Genomic DNA, 20543 nt, shown 5'->3' on the forward strand with positions numbered 1-20543 from the left:
AATACCATGAGTAAACATGATTCTTCGCTTTCTAAAGAACAGTACAATTTACTAAAATCTTTTAAAAAGCAAATCACTCAGCCTCATACTTCAAGCATTGCCAAGCCGTCTGAACCCAAAGTTCAGACGCCTGAGCAACAACAGGAAGATGATCTCGCATTGTTTCGTCAGCAAATGCAAGGCGTTCAAAAAATGGACGCAGGCAATATTGCAAAAATCGAACACACTGCCAAGAAAAAACCAGATGCCCAAACGCTGGCCAAACGTGCAGCAGCCATAGGCCCTATGGAAACCGATGATAGCTTGCTGTCCGATACGCAAGCCATGCTTAACCCTGTGGGCAGCCAAGCTTCGCTGAGCTATCGCATTGCAACTTTGCAACATAAAGTCTTTGAAGATTTAAAAGCAGGCAACTTACGCTGGTTTGAAGCTGTTGATTTGCACGGTTGTACGGTAGAAGAAGCGCGGGTAGCCGTTTTGCAAATCATTCAAATGGCTAAAGATGAAAACCAGAACGTGATTAAAATTGTGCATGGCAAAGGCCCTGAAGCCATTTTAAAAACTTATGTAAATGGCTGGCTGCGTCAGCATCGTGATGTTTTGGCTTTTGTGAGTGCGCCTGAAAAACAAGGTGGCACTGGTGCAGTTTTAGTGTTGCTTAAACGCAGCGAAAAGAACCCAAAGTTTAAACAGTAATCGGTTTCATCTTTTAAACAAGGCATTGCAATAGTTTTCTGTTACAATGCCGACCTTGTTCAATATCAGTGTAAGTGAACACGTCTTATGTCTATGCAGCAATCCTACGCAAACATCCTAACCGCCGTTGGTGAAGATCTTAATCGTCCAGGTCTAAAAGATACGCCGATGCGTGCTGCTAAAGCTTTTTCGTATTTAACTTCGGGCTATAGCCAAACCTTAGCCGAAGTGACCAATAATGCCGTATTTCCATCCGACAACCGTGAAATGGTCTTGGTGAAAAATATTGAGTTCTACTCACTGTGTGAACATCATTTATTGCCATTTTATGGTCGCGTGCATATCGCCTATTTACCTGAAGGTAATGTTTTAGGCTTGTCTAAATTTGCCCGTATTACCGAAATGTTTGCACGTCGTTTGCAAATTCAGGAAAATCTGACTCAGCAAATTGCGGAAGCTGTGGCTGAAGTGACCAAAGCACGCGGTGTTGCTGTGGTGATTGATTCAGCCCATATGTGCATGATGATGCGCGGTGTAGGCAAACAGGAATCGACCACACGTACCGTATCTTTTGTAGGTGACTTTAAAACAGATAAAGAAGCCCGTCGTGAGTTTTTAAGTGCGGTGCCTGAGAGTTTTTAAATTGTGGCTAAGTTCCTCAATCAAATAAAAAATCCCGAAATTTATGTTCGGGATTTTTGGGTTTTAGATTAAAAAATTAGCTCGATACATCTTCAGATTCAACCTACAGACACATTGTTGCGTCCATTATTTTTTGCCATATACAAGGCTTTATCCACTTCTTCAAAAAAACGTTGATAGTCTGGATGCCCATCATATTCATGCACACCTATACTAATGGTAAAGTTAAATTCTTCACCTGTTGATGTTTTTAATGTGGCTTTTTCGACACGTTTACGAATATTTTCAGCGACTACCAAGGCACGATCAATGGTGGTATCAATCTGTAACAGTAAAAATTCTTCGCCGCCAATTCGGAAGGCATAGTCACTGCCTTTTGCATATTGCAAAATCACATCAGCTAAAAACTGTAATGCATCATCTCCTGCTGCATGTCCATAACGGTCATTGATTGATTTAAAATGATCGGCATCTATCGCCAACAATGTTAAAGGCGAATTATTTTTTCGTGAAAAATTAATTTCACGGGACACGATGGTATTTAAATAACGGCGGTTGAGCAGTTGAGTTAAGGCATCATTGCCTGAACTGATATATTCAGACACCTGAAAAATTTGATCGACTAAATGCAAAATTTCACGATTCTTGGCACGAATGGATTGAATCATTTCAATTGCCTGTGCCTGACTTTCACATTGACCAATTTTCTGAATTAATTCATCCACCTGATAAATAAATTCGGTAATAGTTTGTACTTGTTCCGAACTTGAAAATGCATAAGCCGCTTTATGAATAAACCATAAACCAAATTCTGTTTTAGATAAAATCGGTTGCGTCATTTTGGTGTGATCGGACACCACCTGAAACATCAGTTCATTTTCCCAATCCAGCAAAGTTCCGCGTTGTCGATCTTTGTGCACGGCAACATCTTGCATGGCAGAAAATAAGCGATAGGTATGTTTCATATCATTATGTACTTCGACCTTCATTTCATAAGATCGGCACATAATTTCTGTGGCAAAGCATAAAATTTGGCTTAAATAATTAAACTGATTTAAGTTGCTATTGGCTTCTGTTGCAAAAAACTCAAAAGCCTTTTTTATAATAACGCGCACACCACGAATAATCAGCCAAGATGGAATTTGTACACGTGCATGCACATCGCCCACTTTAAATTGCTTTTCTACAATCTCGTTATAATTGTGTTGAAACGGAACTTCAAAACTGGAAATTAGCCACTGATATAAAGAGTTTTTTAAGCGATTCTTCACCATCTCTGCAGACAAAAATTCTGTCGCATGTTCTTCAAGCAACATTTGCTGATAGAACTCGATCACAAAATCTTCTGCATGTGCTTGAATAAACTGGAATGTCGCTTGCAAATCTTCTGGCTTAAATTGCTCGCAAATTGACTTCCATTGCTCTGCAAGCTCATGCGTACACTCTTGACACATCCACAACAACCCAGCCAAAAGAAACTGCTAAATTTTAACGGGTTTCACCAGCAACTCAACTTGTTTAGCTGGTTTTTTACAATTCAGTATAAATTCAACAGCTCTTTAAAAAAAATGCACATAGCCTAAACTGGTCTTGTTCCAGTCCTGTTTGTCCTGTTGTTGATATTCCCAACCCAATCGCAACACATGCTGCGGGTTGAGTACATATTGCAACTGGCTGTTCAGCTTAAATTGCCATTGGTGACGATCTTCCCAATACGGTAATTCAAGCTGAACCAAACTATTCATGCGTGCTGACCAGATATTTTGACAACCCAGTGTTGGGCCAATTCCAACACGCCAGCCTTTGTCTAAAGCCTTACCCGCTTGCACATGATTTTGAATTTGCACATAACACAAATGTTCACGCGCTTGATTAGCCACGCTATAACCAAACTGTGTTTTTAAACTTAAAACACCATGCTATTCCGTTTCGCTAAAAGCCCCGTGCGAATTCAGGGCTTCTTGCTGCCAACCCAAATTAAAGCCCCAACTAAGTGGTGTTTTAAATGCGGTCATTGGGTTATAAGAGTTCACCGAGAGTAAATCTAACTGATTCAGTTTTAAGTGGTCTTCACGATATTGCACAGAAGCTTCTAAAAAGTTGAGCTGCGTCCCTGTACGAAAACCACCTTGCGGATCAAGTAAATCATGGTAAGCCTGCCGATGACTCAATTCAACAAAATGCTCGCCTTGTACTTCACCAGTACGCACAGCAAAGTTACGTGCATGATGCCCCTGCACAGGATCAACCTGAGGGCGTGCCACATCCTGACGCTGCTTTTCTAAATTGATCTGACTTCTTAAACTTAAAATTTGTCTGAGTCGCGGTTGTGCAGCTTTGGCTTCAATTTTGCGCCCAATTAGTTTTAGATATAAATCATCATAGGCCATTTCCAGAATTTTAGCCTGATCGCTTTGGCTGTGATTTTGCAAAATTGCCGCCACATTTTCAGGTTCTGCTTCGGCCACTTGATGGGCAGTTTTTGCCAAAGTTGTACCATGTTGTGTGGCTTGCGCCAATAACTGAGTTTCCAAAGCAGGACGATAGACTACATCGGCCACTAAATTTTCCTGCTCTATGGCTTTTAGTGTTTCGATTGGAATAGATGCGACTTTAAACTGTTGCTGTAAATTGAGTTCAGGGCGCACCAAATCCATTAAACCCAATAAGCGATAGGCACAGTTGTCACTGATAAAATAATACGGAAATTGCACATGCTTCATTTCCCAAATGTGCTGCACTAAAAATGTGGTTTCTTGTTCATTCAGTGCCAGTTCATATTCCCATAAATCACGGCTTTCTAAATCGCCATATTCTTTTACTTTTCGGTAATACGGCATCAGTGAGTATTCACCTGGATACTGCCCTGTAAGCCCTTTCCACGCATAAGACCAACCTTCACTACCAGTCACGGTGGCCGCATAATTGACCGCATAGGAAATTAAGTTCAATTCTTTTTGATCTTTCGGGTCTAAGCGCAATAAAGTATGCCCAAACATAGAACTTGGATTGCCCATAAAGTCTGTGGCGTAAATTAGCACCGCTTTATAAGGTTTAATTTGTCCAATCCATTCATCCAATTCAGGACATTGCACCCGCGCCAAATCTTGTTGAGGAATTTGTAATTGCTCAACCAACCAGCGACTACGTGCAGGAAATTTGCACTGCACCGATTGATTGGCAGGTGCTGTTTCAAATAATGCCTGCACATTGCGAAGTAACTCTTGGTCTAAATTGCTTCCACCTTGTTCCGACACAAAATAGCCTGCATATTGCACTTCACTTTTGCCTTGCTGCGCATACATTAAACGCTGCCAAGTCACCTGTTCTGCCAAGTGTAAGTCTTTGGCTTTTTGCACATAATGCGCTGAAGATATTGCAAATTTATTTGTATTTTGTGCTGCAGAAGTCACTGAAAGTGGCTGAATCTGTATTGGAGATGTTTCAGGAGATAATGCAAAAACCGTAGGAGATAAAAGAATTAAACTACTTAAAATAATGGATTTCATGGACATTTTATAAATTTTATATACATATTCAGGCTTAAACGTATTCTTGTGCTATAAAAAAGCCCTGCGAATAATGCAGGGCTTTTATTCAAACTTAAACGTATGCTTTTAATACATCATCATTTGCCATCACGTTCTGTAAAGATGCCAATACTTCTAAAGAAGTCTGGTTTTCTGCAGAATAAATAGATGCAAAGTTTTGCTTAGAAACCGCAAAGAAATGTGCTTTATCTTCTGCTTTAATGCTTAATAATTCAGCCAATACGTTCAAGCTTTCGCCTTCACCAACTGCCATATCGCGTGCCAATGTTTCAGCATTTTCATTGGTGAATGTCACAACTTGTGCAGTTACTGTACCTGTACCGCTACAACCTAAAGTACCAAATGTGATACCAAATAATTGGTTAGCAAAAATACCGTTTGTAGTTGCTGCTAAAAGCTTAGCTACTTTACCAGACTGACCTGCCCAAACTTGAGAACCGATACCACAACCTGCATCACGGTCTGCAAATGCTGCTGTAGAACCGACTGCCAAGACTGCAGCCAATGCTTATTTTTTAATCATAGTCGTACTCCAGAGATTTATTATCCGAAAAATTATGCTTCGAATCGTTATTCTTTATTGCTATGTGTAACTTTTATTACACTATTTTAAGATAGCGAGATGTCACTCAGAAGGCAAAACATTTATCCCAAAATCATGCATTATTTTTGTGCATTTTTGTAGCGTCGATTGGTTTTTAACTTAAAGATTGGTCTTAAATTTGAAAATAGATTCTAGTATTGAAGATAGCATTTAGATTTACTGCTGCTGTTGATCCTCAGTTTTCAGTGTCCACTGCCCTTCTGCATCGCGGTGACCCAAAATTTTCATGACCAAAACCAGACTCAGTAAAAGCAATAAATACCACGAACCGAGTTTGCCCCAACCGACCATGTGCCACGCATCGACCTGACTTGGATACAACCAAATTTGATAAAAGGTACTAATGTTTTCTGCCACCCAAATAATAAATGCCAACAGCAGTAATATAGGTAACATCGGCAGTTGTAATAGATGCTGCTGTAATTGAAACCGAATTTTGGTTTTCCAGAAAATTACGACACTCCAAGCAAATAAGCAATAACGAATATCGGGGATAAAAAACTTGCTCATGAAGTTGATATAAGACAACACTGCCAAAGCCAACATATTGCTAAAAGTCGGCAAATTCAGCAAAGATACCCGATACAAACGCAAAGAACGCGCAAAGAAACTGCCAACTGCAGAATACATAAAGCCTGCAAAAAGCGGTACGGTCATAATTTTAAAGACAGCAGGTTGAGGATATTGCCACGATGCAATTTGTGGATGGGTTAAAAAAATTTCCATGATCATCGCCAAAATGTGAAACAAGGCGATGACTTTGGCTTCTGCCCAAGATTCTAGTTTTAAATATAAAAGACAAACTTGAATAATTAAGGCATAAAACAATAAATAGTCGTAACGGAAAAATCCGAAATATTCCTGGCTACCCATTGATGCAGTGAGTGCAAATGCAATCAGCAATAAAATTCCAAATAAGGCAGCCGAAGCTGCCTTAGTCGAAAACTCAAGTCCTGACTTTAACCATGTTATCCACATGATCTGACAACCTGACCGAAGCTGAGATTACACCTATACATCTACAAATGATCCATCTATATCATTGTGCGATTATAGATATTTGGCACTGTATTCATGTACCGTGTCGATAAATACTTTAGGACGTTCAGGATCTACCCATTGGGTAATGCCATGACCTAAGTTGGCCACATAACCTGTTTTTTCACCATTGGCATAGGCATCATCTAGCATCGCACGTGTCGCTTTAGCAATTGCTTCAGGTGAACCATATAAAGTCGCTGGATCTAAGTTACCTTGCAATGCGGCACGACCACTCACCGTTTGACGTGCGACATTTAACGGTGTTGTCCAGTCCAGACCAAAAGCATCTGCACCTGTTGCAATCATTGGCTCCAGCCATTGACCGCCACCTTTGGTAAATAAAATAACAGGGATTTTACGTCCATCTTTTTCACGTTGCAGACCTGACACAATTTTCTGCATATAGTGGAGTGAAAATTCAAGATATTCACGATGGGCCAATGCACCGCCCCAACTATCAAAAATTTGTACTGCCTGTGCGCCTGCATCAATTTGTGCATTTAAGTATTCGGTCACTGCATCGGCCAAACGGTCTAATAGTGCATGTAAAACTTCAGGCTGTGCGTACATCATGTTTTTGGTGAAACGGAAATCTTTGCTTGAACCACCTTCAACCATATACGTTGCCAAAGTCCATGGACTACCTGAAAAACCAATTAAAGGCACTTGTCCGCCCAAAGCAGAACGAATGGTCGATACTGCATTCATGACATAGTCTAAGTCTGACTTGGCATTAAATTTAGGTAAATTGGCAACGTCTTGCTCGGTACGCACCGTTTTATGAAACTTTGGCCCTTCGCCTACTTCAAAATACAGACCTAAGCCTAATGCATCGGGTACAGTTAAAATATCTGAAAATAAAATCGCAGCATCTAATTCATAACGACGCAAAGGCTGTAAAGTCACTTCACAGGCAAATTCAGTATTTTTGCATAGAGAAAGAAAATCTCCTGCCTGCGCACGTGTAGCACGATATTCTGGTAAATAACGTCCTGCCTGACGCATCATCCATACGGGCGTGCAATCTACTGGCTCACGTAATAAGGCACGAAGAAAACGATCATTTTTTAAGGTCGTCATTTACTTTCCCAACTCATTTTCAATCTTGCAGCCATCATATCAAAAAGGTTGAAGTTTTAATAACTTCATTTCTTGCTCGTCTTTTCAGCCTATTCTAAGTGTTCAAATTCAGCTTACGTTTATGTGAAATACATCACACAAACAAAAGTCACTGTAAAATTGGGGTTATCTTGCATATTTACACAAAACAACTACTGCATCTCCTTAGTTTTTCTGCAATACTTGGCTAGTTTTTATCTATGTAAATGAATAATTCTCAAGGTTGAATTACATGTTGGTTCGCACAATACTCGCAATGAGTTTAAGTTGCATTTTTGCAGGGACTACTTTTGCTGCATCTACTGCTGAACAACCGTTAAATCCACAAGTGATTAGCAATACCGCTATTGAAGATCCGATTGATCCTTTAGCGACAGAAGCATCGGCTGCACAAAATAATCTAAATGCAACAGACACTGCTATTACGCAACAAGAACAAAATGATTTAAATAAGGCTTCAAAAACCTTAGATGATCTACACAAAACTGAAGATACCACTGCCGATGTAGGCACTGCACCAACAAAAAGCTCTGCAAGCCAAACTGCTACATCCAACACAGCAGCACCAAAAGCTTCATGGACTTTAGATGGTTTAAATAATGCCACTTGGTATGAAAATATTGGTAAAGGTCAGTTCCCTGTGTATGCACGTGCACACGTGATGCTGAACAATTCACATGCTTCTCCAGGTGCAATTGATGGCACTAGTGGTAAGAACACCCTAAAAGCAATTGCATCATTCCAGCAAATGAATGGCATTAGCCCAACGGGTATTTTAACCAAAGAAACTTGGGATGCGTTGGTTGCACGTCAAGGTTCACGTCCTGCATTTGTAGAATACACGGTTACTGAAGCGGACTTAAAAGGTCCTTATGCGAAATCTATTCCGCATGACTATGCAGAACAAGCCAAAATGAAAGGCTTGTACTACACCCGCGTAAGTGAAATGTTAGGTGAAAAATTCCACATGGATGAAAATTTCTTAAAGAAATTAAATCCGAATGCAACATTTAATAAAGTGGGTGAAAAGTTATTGGTGACCAACGTTCGCAATGACTTACCTGAAGACATTCACCTGATTGTGGCGCACAAAGGTGCAAAACAACTGTATTTGTTCAACAAACAAAACCAAATGGTCGGCTCATTCCCAGCAACCATTGGCAGTGCAGATACTCCATCGCCAACAGGTACTTATAAAGTGACAGGTGTTGCACCAAACCCATGGTACAGCTATTCACCAAGTAACTTTATTCAGGGCAAAAACTTAAAACCGCTGTCTTTACCACCAGGCCCTAACGGCCCTGTGGGGAATATCTGGATTGGTTTAAGTAAAAAATCATTCGGTATTCACGGCACACCAAACCCATCGACCATTTCAAAAACGGCGTCGCATGGTTGTATCCGTTTAACCAACTGGGATGCAAACGATTTAGGTCGTAAAGTACGTTCTGGCGTGACTGTAAAATTCCTTGAATAATCAGTGATCGCTTTAAACCGCAAAAGACCCACGTTTTTACGTGGGTTTTTTAATGCCGCGATAAAACTCTAAAATGTCTAGGTTCTGCAAAAAATCTACACATGTTGCAATTTTAGAACGGCATGTTGCAGTTCGCCTCTAGGTCGGCTGCGGTGAAAAGATTAAGATTAGTTCAAGTTAAAAAAATGATAGGAGCATTATCATGAATGCTTATTTACACCGTAGTGAAGATCGTGGTCATGTGAAAATGGGGTGGTTAGACACCAAACATAGTTTCTCTTTTGGTAATTGGTATAACCCGAAATATATGGGTGTTAGTGCCTTACGTGTCATTAACGATGACCGTATTGCCGCACATAATGGTTTTGGTACTCACCCACACGACAACATGGAAATTTTGACTTGTGTATTAAGTGGTACGATTTCCCACCGCGACAGCATGGGCAATGAACGCCATATTACTGCAGGTGAATGGCAGTTAATGAGCGCAGGTACAGGCGTTCAGCACAGCGAAATTAACAATGGTGATGAAGAAGTACACATGCTGCAAATTTGGATTCAGCCGAATGTACGCGATGCAGAGCCGACGTATCAGCAAATTCAACGTGACCCAAATACAGCACCCAACCAGTGGCATTTAATTGTCGGCCCGAATGACAATGCCCCAATGCACATTCGTCAACAGGCAGAAGTAAAAGCAGCTGTTTTAGAAACTGGACATCGTTTAGAAGTTACAGCAACACAAGCGGTAAACTATGTGCATGTAATTCGTGGTGAAATCACCATTGGCGAGCAAACAGTTAAAGCGGGCGATGCTTTGTTATTTGCTGATAATGCTGTGATTGAAGCAAAAGAAGACAGCCAGTTCATTTGGTTTGATTTACCAAAACAGTAAGTCCTGACTGTCACCTTATTATGATTGAGCATCTTTAATTTTTTGAGTTACCCTCTTGCCCTCTTCTACAGAGGGCTTTTTTATGGCTGAAATTGCATGATTCATTTTTTAAACACAGTTTTTGTCACGTTAATGACTTTACGCTGTTGTCTGCAAATACGCAGCAATTTGCTCTGCCACATTCCGTGCGGTTCGGGAAACACCAATTAAAGTTGCCGAGGCTGCGCCTGTCCAATCGCCATAACCAACCAACCATAAATTTTGCTGTTGTAACGCTCGATTTTCTAACACATCGACTGTGCCTTGTGCATTAACCACATTCAAACTTTGTAAATGCGACAATGCTGCCTTAAAACCTGTGCACCAAATAATGGCATCAATTTCCTGTTCGCGCCCATCTGCCCAAACTGCACTATGTTCGGTTAAATAGTCAAATGGCGGCAGACCATGTAATACATCACGTTGCCGTGCTTCTTTGACACTTGGAATCATCACAATATCGCCCAAACCACCGATCGGTTGTTCAATACTGCGACCTTCCTGCTGGGCTTTTAAGCGCTCCGTGGCACGTAAAAATAAAACCCGTCCATCTACATCATCGGCTAAAAAACTTGGCGGTTGCTGTGTAACCCAAAAAGTTTCGGCCACTTTAGACACTTCTGCCAAAATTTGTGCGCCTGAGTTACCCCCGCCGACAATCATGACTCTTTTGCCCTGAAAAGCATTGGCATTGCGGTAATGAGCCGAATGAATTTGTGTGCCTAAAAAGCGTTCGCGTCCTGTATAAGCAGGAATAAAAGGCTGACTCCACGTTCCAGTAGCACTCACAGCGGCTTTGGCTCGCCAGCTTTGCTGTGCCGAACACACAATTAAATCATTGCCTTCCTTCAGGACTTTTTCGACCTGCACAGGACGCAGCACAGGAAATTGATAGCGTGTTTCATACGCTGTTAAATAGTCAATCACTTCTAATCGTTTCGGATATTCCTGTTCGGTTTTTGGCATTAACCAGCCGGACAAAGAACTCCATGTATTTGGAGAGAACAGCTGTAAAGAATCCCACGCATGTTGCCACGCACCGCCCGACTGCGTTTGATTATCCAAGATCAGAAAATTGATTTTTTGCCGTTTTAAAAAGTAAGCCGTGGCCAATGCTGCTTGTCCGCCACCAATAATAATTACATCGGCATCCATTATTTGATTCAAAATGGCTCTCCTGCTCGCAATACGCACCCTGTTGCTATGCCTAATCTTAGCGCATAAGTGCAACACGTGAGAGATTAAAAATTCAGTCCACCAAACTCAACTTATGGAAGCACGTAATTAGAAGCAAGCCATCTTGAAAAATGATGCTGCAAAAAAGCCAAGTCTTTCAACTTGACTTTGTTTTGTAAGATAGCTTGATGTGCAACACTGCAGAATCAGGTTCGGGCTTTAAAAAGCCCAAACCAATTTCAAAGTCGAAGAGTGTCCTTCAGGACGATGTTCCACTTCGGTTTCTTTCAAAAACTTTGCTTCCAAAGACCAATTATCACGTTTGTATTGAATCGCGGGACCAAAAGATAGAGCCTGTCCTTTATTGCCAATACTGACACCATTCACTTCATCATCTGTGGTTTGTTTAAATACATAACCTTCGAGTGCCAATTTGACTTGATCATTCAATTGATAACCGATTGCATAATCTCCAGCGAAATAATCCCCCGACTGATAATTTGTGTCGTCATTTTCACTGTTGAAGCTATAAGACATTTTGGTGGAAAACTCCCAACCTTGCGGCTGCAAATAAGAATACGCAAAGATAGGACGAATGGTGTTGTAGTTCTTACCTAAGTTGGCAACTACAGGACGTTGTGGATTGGCATCTTCATAATCGCCTGTTGCGAGCACACCTTCTAAAGCAGCTACACTGTGATGATTGCCTTTATGCCAACCCAACATGCTGCCAATAATCAAATCGCCCAAACCACTGTTAGAGTCTGACATGCCCATCACATTTAAACGCAAATCGACCAAAGGCTGTGCAGCATATAAACCCAACTGACCGCCTGCAATGTGTTGGGGGGTCATCCATACCAAACGTGGAATATAGACATTCACATCGGCATGGAAATTGTCTGGGCCGTCTTTAAACTCACTGGCATGATAGTTCTGATAGTAGTTGAGTAAGTATACCCCAGCTGGTGGTAAAGCCCCTGCTGCAATGCCTTCTGCGCCTAATCCAAATGTATCTAAACCGTTTTCTGTTGCATTGACGTGTGTCGCCATGACACCCAAAAGCATGAGTGCCCAAATTTTGTTATTCATAGAACATCCTATTCAATAGAAATTTTGATGAAGTCTGCCTGCTGCGCCTGAATCATTCATGCGCGAACAGCCGACTTTTAAGGGCAGCATCAACAAAGAACTTGCTGATGCTGTATTGGCGAACGTGTTAAAACTTTGTGTTTTAAGGTGTGGGATTAAGCACTTGCACGACGACGTTCAACTTCAGTCGATGGTGCATTTGCAGTGTCTTTGACTAATTCAAAGTTAAAGGTGATGTGCTTAAATGGTTTGTCTAAACCACGGCGCTGAATTTCTGCAGCATCGGTCACATCTACCGCTGTTGCAACCAGACCTTCACGGGTCGCAAATGCGAAGTCATCCCACAGGTATTGATCACCTTCAATGTTAAATTGCGTAGTGAGTTTGCGGTAACCTGGTGCAGAAATGAAGTAATGCACGTGAGATGGACGGTTGCCATGACGACCTAGTTTGTTTAATAAAGCTTGAGTCGTGCCGTCTGGTGGGCAGCCATAACCGACTGGCATGGTCGTTTGCGCCACATATTTACCATTGGCATCACTGAAAATAGTACGGCGTAAGTTAAAGTCAGACTGAGATTTATCAAAGAATGAATAGTTACCTAAACCGTTGGCATGCCAAACTTCGACTTTGGCATTTTCAATGATATTGCCATTGGTGTCAGTGACTGTACCTTCAATAATTAACGTATCTAAATGGTCTGATTCTGAACCATCATCCATACGCGCAAAACCGACTGATTCAGGCGCACCTGCAACATAAAGTGGCCCTTCAATGGTACGTGGTGTACCGCCTGTTACGCCTGCTTTGGCATCGGCTTCATCGGCACGTAAATCTAGATAATGTTCTAAACCTAAACCTGCTGCAAGTAAACCAAGTTCATTGGCTTTGCCTGCATCGGTAATATATTCCAGACCTTTCCACACTTCTGAAGGCTGAATGTCTAAATCTTCAATGGCTTGAAATAAATCTGCCACTAAACGCACCACTATTTGCTGCACACGCTGATCGACAGGGCGTGTAGCGGTGTCTACGTTCATTTCCTTCACTAAAGTATCAATTTGTTGACGGTCCATGTAACTCTCCTTGGCTATTTTGGCTTTGCTGGTTGTCGCATTGATATTTTGGCTTTTGACACTGCCTTACTGTGTTGATGATGGTGTCAGTGCTGAGCTAAATGCCTCAACACTGACCGACTTCCTTGGAAACTTTTTATCTATTGCAATTCGATAGGCTCAGTACAATATTGCAGCACCTATCCACTTTTAAATATGTGTTAAATATGTTTAAACAATGCTGAACGTGACTGACCACTTGCACCATCGGCAGCACTCAAGAAGCGTTCAGTGTGAATATCACGTTCAAACAAACGGCTTTGCATTAAGGTCGAAATTGCTGCATCAATCATGACTGGTGGGCCGCATAAATAGGCTTTGTGTCCACCGCAACGCTGCTCAAAATAATCGGCAACCGCTTCATGCACATAGCCTGTAAATCCTGTCCAATGGTCTTCTGCTTTAGGTGCATTTAATGCAGGAATGTAGCGGAAGTTTGGATAGTCTTTGACTAACTGCTCAAACAGTTCTCGGTTATATAATTCCGCAACATCACGCGCACCTTGGAATAGGTAAATGGTGCGGGTATCACCCGACTCTAGTAAGTCTAAAATCATAGATTGCGGGCTAGATAAACCTGAACCACCTGCAATAAAAATCGCATCCTGATCATCCGATTTACGTACAAAGAATTGTCCGTATGGCCCTGAAATTTCCAGTGCGTCGCCTGCCGCAAGCTGCTCATGCACATAGGTCGTAGCACTGCCGCCCACAACATGACGAATATGCAATTCAATAATGCCTAGTTCGCTTGGTGCATTGGCAATTGAGAAGGCACGAGTGCCTTCAATACCCGGGAATTGCACGTTAATGTATTGCCCTGCCTGAAACTCCATCGGGCGGTCTAACTGCAAGCGCACACCTTTAATGGTTGGAGATAAGTCCTTTACCTCAAGGACTTTGGCCTGATAATCCTGAACCAAATATCCCAAGAAATCTGGGTCTTCATCAACATCGGCTTCAATGGTCATGTCTGATTCAGGCTTACAGCAGCACGCCAACACTTTGTGTTCTTCACGTTCCAAATCCATCAGCGCGAAAGGTGACGCTTCGCCGACATCATAATAACCATCGGTGACTTGGACTTTACAAGTGCCGCAAGTGCCATGCCCACAAGCAAATGGCAACCACACGCCTTGACGTAACGCGGCATCTAAAATGGTTTGATCTTCTTCAACCTCAATGGTTGTGCCAATTGGCTCAATTGTGACTTGATAGCTCATCTGCGACCTCCTGTCTTGTACTTACTGACTGTGCTTTGCTGTCTTTATTTTGTTGTGATCTTACTGTTTTAAACGTGTGCGCCCTTGTACCCATTCAGTCCTGTGGTCACAAAACGCAGTAGTGATTTTTGATCGAAGCCAATTTCTGCCAAGGTCTGTTCAGGGCGTGGCTGAATTACCTGTTTGTTTAAAGTAAATTGCACTTCATCCCATTTAATGTTTTCAAAGTCAGGATGTTGATGGAAACCCGCCTGCATTTGCTGATCCAAAAATTCCTGAAAGGTTTGCTGCGGCGAAACCAACATGGCGTGTGCAGAACAATATAAAGTGTGATGATCCCAACCCACATACACCAAAATGTTGTCGCCATAGTGTTTTTGTAGGTCGCGTGGTTCAAAGTCGTAATCTGGGCGAATAGCGCGTACTGACATGGTCATTCTCCGTATTGGGGTGGTTTGAGCCGCAAATGACTCAAACCGAAATCCTTTTAAATTTGAATCTTGAAATAACTTAAATTTTAGATATTTACTTTAGATAGTGAATGAGCGTTAAGCCGCATCACCTTTCCATTTTTTCCAGCGTTGCTGGTCTGGTGAACCTTCAATATCCAAGTTATCTGCACCGACATTGAAGCGATAATATTCGCGCAGCATGTTTTCCAAATCTAAGCCACCACAGTTGCCTTGTAGAATTTGGTTCACTGGCAACCATGCCTGCACATATTTTTCAGGTTCACGTTCAAAAATATCGTGACAACCATCTGAACAGGTGTGGTAACGCTCGCCTTTATAAACAGACTCACGATACGTAAACATGGTCGGATCGCCATCCATTTCGGTGAAAGTCATTGGCACTTGGCAAATTTGGCACAATTGCGGTAAGCCTGCGCTGTAGAAACGCTTGCCTTCTGCTTCCATCTTGCGTGCTAACTCCCACTTTGGACGGTAGTATTTGTCAAAGGTGTCTGGATATTTTTCAGATAACCAATCCATTTCCTGATCGGTTGGAATCCAAGTATGGAAACCTGCTGCATGACCGAAGTTATAGAAAATCCACCACGCTTGATGCGACACGTGTTCTTTTTCTTTGGTAATTACTTCTGAATATTTCGGCATACGAATACCGTAACGGCTCAAGTCTTTAAATAACGCACCGCCCGCTTCTTCAAAGTAGGTTTCCCACGCTTCTTTCCACGACATCACTTTGTTTGGCAGCATGTAGTCCATCATCATGCCAACTATAGATAACAGACGAGTCCCACGCCAGAACCACTTATCAATCCATTCCTGTACGATTGGCACGTTATCTTCGTGTTGTTCTAACAAGAATTTCACGATTTCTAGACCTAAAGTCATGTGACGTGCTTCATCGGACTGTGCACTAAAACCAAAGGTGACCGTTGCCATATCGCCATTGTGTGCTGCACCTGACATGAACGGTACGAACAACAAGTTGGTCAATACATATTCAAAGGCAAAGCTAATGGCTAACAAGAACTCAAACGGCCCTGCTGAACGCGCATCTTCAAAGAAAGATTTTGGTACAGACAAGTACCAAACGCGGTCATGCATGTGCGACCAATCCTGAAAACCATCAAAGAATTTGTTGTAATGGCTCATGGCATGAATTTGCGTCTGCACGTGACGTAATTCATCAATCGACTGCATTTGTGATGCGATACGTGCACCTACACCACTGAACTGACGCCCTACATGTGCATAACCTTGGAATGCCTGATATTCAAGCGGAGTTACCGCAGTTAAAAACAGTTTGATGGCATTCAAATAACGCTCATTGGTCACGTTCATTTGACCGTTGTTTTGTGCAAAAGCATCAAAAATGGCGTAAAGTTTTTTCTCTTTTTCTGCCTGATACTTCCAGTAAGCATCCATGGTTAAACGGAATGGATCTTCCCATTTAGACCAGTCTGTAATTTTAATGCCTTCAAATTCTTCGTATGGAAAGGCTTCTTTGCGGTCTGCATAAGAAAAGTCCCAATCCAAGTCACGAGTAAGTGCGCGATAACGGTCTTTGGCATTCAGTTTTTTTGCTGGGGTTTTAACTTGTGAATTCATGCTCATCATCCTTAAATTTTTTAGCGGCAATCTATGCAGCAATATGTTCTGGCGGCACTGTACTCAAATTGGCTCAGTGCACATCCTTATTCCTAGTTCCAGTGCAAACGGAAACTGTCATCATCTTCTTCGACGTTGCCGCCCAACGTAATCATGTTGAGTTGTAAAGACTGAATATCCCAATCTTGTCCAAGTTTTTCAGATACCGTTTCTGCTTTAACAATCAGACCTGTTTCGCTTTCTACCCGAATCATGGCTGGCAGATATTGAATCGTGGCATCTGGGTTGTCTTCTTCAATCGCTTCAATGATGTAGCGCGACGTGTCATTGTCCTGTAATGCGAGATAAACCTTAGACATGCTGCTTCTCCTTAAGCCTGCAAAATTTGTTCGAGTTCGATGCCAATTTTTTTACTGCGTTCCAGCAGTTTTTGTTCTGCAATGTCGACTGCATCTGCAGACAACGCCTCAGCTGCCCACGCTGCAAATGCCGCTTTCACTTCAGGTAAATATTCGGCTAACCACTGGCTCAACAATTGTTTGTTATGTGCAGATTCTGCAGCTGCGGTTTTAAATACGCTGTCTGACCATTTGCGTAAATCTGCCATGGCTTCCTGCATAAATTCCATCAGCATCGCCAAGTCACGTGCTTGATGCTGTGCCAGCCATTGATCAAATTGGGTGTAAACCAATTCGCTCATAAAGCTGTCAATCACCAAGTTTTGTAATAAAAACAGTTTGAAATAGTCCTGCTCGATCAAACTGGTTTCACACAACTTGCGCAGTCCTTGCCATGCTTCATCCTGCATCCATGCTTGTTTGGCTGGAATTAAAGATTCGCCCGTGTTGCCATCGAGTGCCAAACCAACCCGTGAGATGTACTGCGCCATCCCTAAACGATCCATCGCAGCATAAATACAGGCTTGGGTCAGCACCGTGCCATAACCATAAGCACTGCCCGACATCATGTGTAAATTGGCAGTCTGTTCGATATGACGAAACGGCAAAAACAAGGCAATCACTTTGGCTTTGACATCTTCAGAAATATGCTCTGCCAACTGACGCTTTTCAAAAAAGCTAAAGTTACTTTCGGCAATGTCCTGCAAACGCGCACGATGCTGCACATAAGTTCCGTAATAAAACTGACGCGGGTCTTTAAATGCATACCAATCCTGCATTTCAATTGCAGTATGGGTTTTATCATTTAAGGTTTTTTCAGGTTTCCACAGCGGACGATAGTGAAAGTTGGTTTCCGCCTGAATATCAAAACTGACTTCCTGATAACGGGTGGCTGGCTTGTTGCCAAAACGGCGCTCAATATAGGCATAGTTTTGACGAATTGGCTCAATACCCGCTGTTTTAATTTCTAAAGTCATCGCTTATCTCCTTAAGCATTCAGTGTTGATCTTCATGATCAATGTTGTATCGCTGTGCACCGACTAAAGTGTCGTGTTCAATGCCGTAACGCCATTTGTCTTCTTCAGCATCATTCACGGCTTGCTGTTGTTCGCTCATTTCCACCACTTGATTGGTTGCGCAGAACTCGCGGAATGCTTGCTGCGGTAACACCAACTCCACATATAAAGTGGGATCGTGAATGGCAAAGTCGAACTCGACAAATGCGGCATTAATATCGCCCGTTACCCGAATATATTTGGTTAAGGGCAATGCGCCTGTTGCATCCTTCATATTGTTCTCCTACAAGATCTGATTCATTCAGAACTTGCTTCAGTTGCTTCATGCATCTGTTGCTTACTTTTACTATTACAACAAGCGTGCCAACTTTATAAAAACATTGAAAAACAGCAACTTAAAAAATCTGAGTGTTTTTATAAGAATTTGGATTTCATGATTTGATGAATTTTGATGTTTAAAAAATTTAAGATTTCATGATTTGATGAAATACAGCCCGTACAGATACAAAAATTTACCCTTGGGCTTTATGCAATTCGCTTAAGATAAAGACGGAATAAAAACAACAAAAACATATAGATACAACTAAATACTTTTAAGGTTTGGCATGATGCTGTTTAGGTATTATTGAATTTTCACGAATTTGCATAAGATGGCTAAACAGCCTCGAATTTAATGGATTAAACACGGCGCATGGTACGAGTAAAATACGACAGCAGCGGCAAATATGCAGGTCATCCTCAGGAAATTCACGACCTGCTTTCCAAACTACATTTTGACACTGAGCGTGGACAAATCTGGTTTGATGAATATCGCATGTTGCTGATGCATACCAGCATCATGGGCTATTTGCGTAAAGACCTTGCCAATATGATTGGAATGGAACGCACCAAACGCTTTTTTATTCGTTTGGGCTATCAGGCAGGTCTGAAAGATGCAGAAGTCACTACTAAAATGCGCCCAGGTTTAAATGAAGAACAGGCTTTTATGGCAGGGCCGCAAATGCACGGTATTCGTGGCATGGTGCAAGTTTCTGCCAATCAATTGATTTTAAATCAAAAGAAAAAACAGTTTTATGCAGACTTAAACTGGCATAACTCTTTTGAAGCCGATGTGCATGTTGAGCAATTTGGACTGAGTCACGAACCTTCCTGCTGGATGCTGCTGGGCTATGCTTGCGGTTACAGCAGTTTTGCCACAGGCATGACCATTATTTATCAGGAAGTGGAATGTAAAGCCTGCGGGCGTGAGCATTGCCGTATTATTGGTAAACAACTCAGTGAATGGGAAAATGCCGATGAGCTGATTCAGTTCATGTCGCCTGAACCGATGGAACAGGAACTCATTGCACTGCAAGCCGAATTGTATGAACTGAAAAAGTCGATTTATGCCACCAGTAAAAATGACTACAGCATGTTCAGCTCAGTCGGACAATCGGCGGCTTATCAGCGGGTGTGTGACTTACTCAAAAAAGCCGCAGGTGCCAAAGTTTCCATTTTGCTGCAAGGTGAAACAGGGGTCGGGAAAGAAGCCTTTGCCCGTGGTGTGCATGAACTGAGTCAGCGTAAAGAACATGCTTTTGTTGCGGTCAACTGTGCGGCAATTCCGCCTGAACTGATTGAATCTGAACTGTTTGGTGTTGAAAAAGGTGCATTTACAGGTGCACATCAATCACGCTTAGGTAAATTTGAACGCGCCCATGGCGGTACTATTTTTTTAGATGAAGTGATTGAACTTTCGCCACGCGCTCAAGCGGCTTTGCTGCGTGTGCTACAAGAAGGTGAAGTGGAACGCGTTGGAGATTCGCAAACCCGTCATATTGATGTTCGCGTGATTGCTGCAACCAATGAAGATTTAGAACAAGCGGTTAAAGCAGGTCGTTTCCGTGCCGATTTATATTACCGTTTAAACATTTTTCCTGTGCAGATTCCTCCGCTGCGTGAACGCCGTGAAGATTTACCATTATTGGTTGCACATTTCTTAAAACGCTTTGAAAAAATGTATGACAAACAAATTCAAGGCGTCAGTGAAAAAGCCACTAACTTTATGCAAAGCTATGCGTGGCCTGGCAATATTCGTGAACTGGAAAACCTGCTCGAACGTGCGGTACTACTGACGGAAGATCAACAACTGATTAAACTGAATGCCCTGTTTCCGCAAATGCACAGCGACCATACTGTAGATGAGCAAGACAGCGTAGATTTAGACACGCTTTTAACCGAAGGTTTTGATTTAGAACAGCATGAGCAACAACTGATTATCACCGCGATGCAAAAAGCCAAACACAATGTATCTGAAGCGGCACGCTTATTGGGAATTTCCCGCGCTGCACTGGATTATCGTTTAAAAAAATACGCCATGCGCTAGAAATTCCGCAATAAAAAAG

The 20543-nt window shown here is 42.1% G+C and carries 18 protein-coding genes and 1 pseudogene; 5 read left to right on the top strand and 14 right to left on the bottom strand.

Translation table 11 applies throughout. The annotated features are described in order from the left end of the window. Positions 1 to 6: 6 nt before the first annotated feature. Together F947_RS02885 and folE are read left to right on the top strand one after the other, a co-directional pair. Positions 7 to 696 carry a Smr/MutS family protein gene (locus F947_RS02885; RefSeq protein ID WP_004971924.1) on the top strand — a complete coding sequence of 230 codons (690 nt, stop codon included), beginning with the start codon at positions 7 to 9 and terminating at the stop codon, positions 694 to 696. 93 nt (positions 697 to 789) lie between these two features. Next, positions 790 to 1338 carry a GTP cyclohydrolase I FolE gene (folE, locus tag F947_RS02890; RefSeq protein WP_171062567.1) on the top strand — a complete coding sequence of 183 codons (549 nt, stop codon included), beginning with the start codon at positions 790 to 792 and terminating at the stop codon, positions 1336 to 1338. A 98-nt stretch (positions 1339 to 1436) separates the two neighbouring features. Here folE and F947_RS02895 read toward each other — a convergent pair whose 3' ends face one another. The 5 genes and pseudogenes from F947_RS02895 to hemE form a co-directional block, all read right to left on the bottom strand. Then, the gene (locus F947_RS02895; protein ID WP_004971928.1) at positions 1437 to 2792 is read right to left on the bottom strand and encodes a diguanylate cyclase; all 1356 of its coding nucleotides are present in this window, start codon (positions 2790 to 2792) and stop codon (positions 1437 to 1439) included. A gap of 105 nt (positions 2793 to 2897) precedes the next feature. Next, positions 2898 to 4847, bottom strand: a pseudogene (locus F947_RS02900) (Lnb N-terminal periplasmic domain-containing protein). 94 nt (positions 4848 to 4941) lie between these two features. Further along, on the bottom strand, positions 4942 to 5394 hold the full coding sequence (locus tag F947_RS02905; protein WP_004971936.1) for a DUF3015 family protein: 453 nt from the start codon (positions 5392 to 5394) through the stop codon (positions 4942 to 4944). 255 nt (positions 5395 to 5649) lie between these two features. Continuing rightward, a complete protein-coding gene (locus F947_RS02910) occupies positions 5650 to 6471 on the bottom strand; it encodes a DUF817 family protein (protein WP_004971940.1) in 822 nt (273 codons plus the stop codon). A 72-nt stretch (positions 6472 to 6543) separates the two neighbouring features. Continuing rightward, positions 6544 to 7614, bottom strand: coding sequence for a uroporphyrinogen decarboxylase (gene hemE / locus F947_RS02915; protein WP_004971944.1), 1071 nt, complete (start codon positions 7612 to 7614; stop codon positions 6544 to 6546). A 271-nt stretch (positions 7615 to 7885) separates the two neighbouring features. On the opposite strand from hemE, the gene F947_RS02920 reads away from it, so the two are divergent. Together F947_RS02920 and F947_RS02925 are read left to right on the top strand one after the other, a co-directional pair. Further along, the gene (locus F947_RS02920; protein WP_004971948.1) at positions 7886 to 9130 is read left to right on the top strand and encodes a L,D-transpeptidase family protein; all 1245 of its coding nucleotides are present in this window, start codon (positions 7886 to 7888) and stop codon (positions 9128 to 9130) included. A 202-nt stretch (positions 9131 to 9332) separates the two neighbouring features. Then, on the top strand, positions 9333 to 10025 hold the full coding sequence (locus tag F947_RS02925) for a pirin family protein (protein WP_004971950.1): 693 nt from the start codon (positions 9333 to 9335) through the stop codon (positions 10023 to 10025). Positions 10026 to 10163: 138 nt separating this feature from the next. Here F947_RS02925 and F947_RS02930 read toward each other — a convergent pair whose 3' ends face one another. From F947_RS02930 to F947_RS02970, 9 genes are all read right to left on the bottom strand, one after another. Further along, positions 10164 to 11219 carry an ArsO family NAD(P)H-dependent flavin-containing monooxygenase gene (locus F947_RS02930; protein WP_373424807.1) on the bottom strand — a complete coding sequence of 352 codons (1056 nt, stop codon included), beginning with the start codon at positions 11217 to 11219 and terminating at the stop codon, positions 10164 to 10166. A 240-nt stretch (positions 11220 to 11459) separates the two neighbouring features. Further along, complete coding sequence (locus tag F947_RS02935; protein ID WP_004971953.1) at positions 11460 to 12332, bottom strand: SphA family protein; 873 nt, start codon at positions 12330 to 12332, stop codon at positions 11460 to 11462. A 155-nt stretch (positions 12333 to 12487) separates the two neighbouring features. After that, positions 12488 to 13408 (bottom strand): catechol 1,2-dioxygenase, encoded by a 921-nt coding sequence (gene catA, locus F947_RS02940; RefSeq protein ID WP_004971957.1) that lies wholly within the window; start codon positions 13406 to 13408, stop codon positions 12488 to 12490. A 200-nt stretch (positions 13409 to 13608) separates the two neighbouring features. Next, entirely contained in the window at positions 13609 to 14670 is a 1062-nt protein-coding gene (locus tag F947_RS02945) for an NADH:ubiquinone reductase (Na(+)-transporting) subunit F (RefSeq protein WP_004971960.1), read from the bottom strand. A gap of 68 nt (positions 14671 to 14738) precedes the next feature. Next, positions 14739 to 15101, bottom strand: coding sequence for a phenol hydroxylase subunit P4 (locus F947_RS02950; protein ID WP_004971964.1), 363 nt, complete (start codon positions 15099 to 15101; stop codon positions 14739 to 14741). Positions 15102 to 15218: 117 nt separating this feature from the next. Next, positions 15219 to 16745 carry an aromatic/alkene/methane monooxygenase hydroxylase/oxygenase subunit alpha gene (locus F947_RS02955; RefSeq protein WP_004971966.1) on the bottom strand — a complete coding sequence of 509 codons (1527 nt, stop codon included), beginning with the start codon at positions 16743 to 16745 and terminating at the stop codon, positions 15219 to 15221. Positions 16746 to 16837: 92 nt separating this feature from the next. Further along, entirely contained in the window at positions 16838 to 17104 is a 267-nt protein-coding gene (locus F947_RS02960; RefSeq protein ID WP_004971969.1) for an MmoB/DmpM family protein, read from the bottom strand. Between the two features lie 11 nt (positions 17105 to 17115). After that, a complete protein-coding gene (locus F947_RS02965) occupies positions 17116 to 18120 on the bottom strand; it encodes an aromatic/alkene monooxygenase hydroxylase subunit beta (RefSeq protein ID WP_004971970.1) in 1005 nt (334 codons plus the stop codon). 19 nt (positions 18121 to 18139) lie between these two features. After that, the gene (locus tag F947_RS02970) at positions 18140 to 18433 is read right to left on the bottom strand and encodes a phenol hydroxylase subunit (RefSeq protein WP_004971972.1); all 294 of its coding nucleotides are present in this window, start codon (positions 18431 to 18433) and stop codon (positions 18140 to 18142) included. Positions 18434 to 18850: 417 nt separating this feature from the next. On the opposite strand from F947_RS02970, the gene mobR reads away from it, so the two are divergent. Next, positions 18851 to 20524: a phenol degradation transcriptional regulator MobR gene (gene mobR, locus F947_RS02975; protein ID WP_004971974.1), complete on the top strand. Its 1674-nt coding sequence runs from the start codon at positions 18851 to 18853 to the stop codon at positions 20522 to 20524. The last annotated feature ends 19 nt before the right edge of the window (positions 20525 to 20543 follow it).

This window comes from Acinetobacter towneri DSM 14962 = CIP 107472 (assembly GCF_000368785.1).
GTDB classification, from domain to species: domain Bacteria; phylum Pseudomonadota; class Gammaproteobacteria; order Pseudomonadales; family Moraxellaceae; genus Acinetobacter; species Acinetobacter towneri.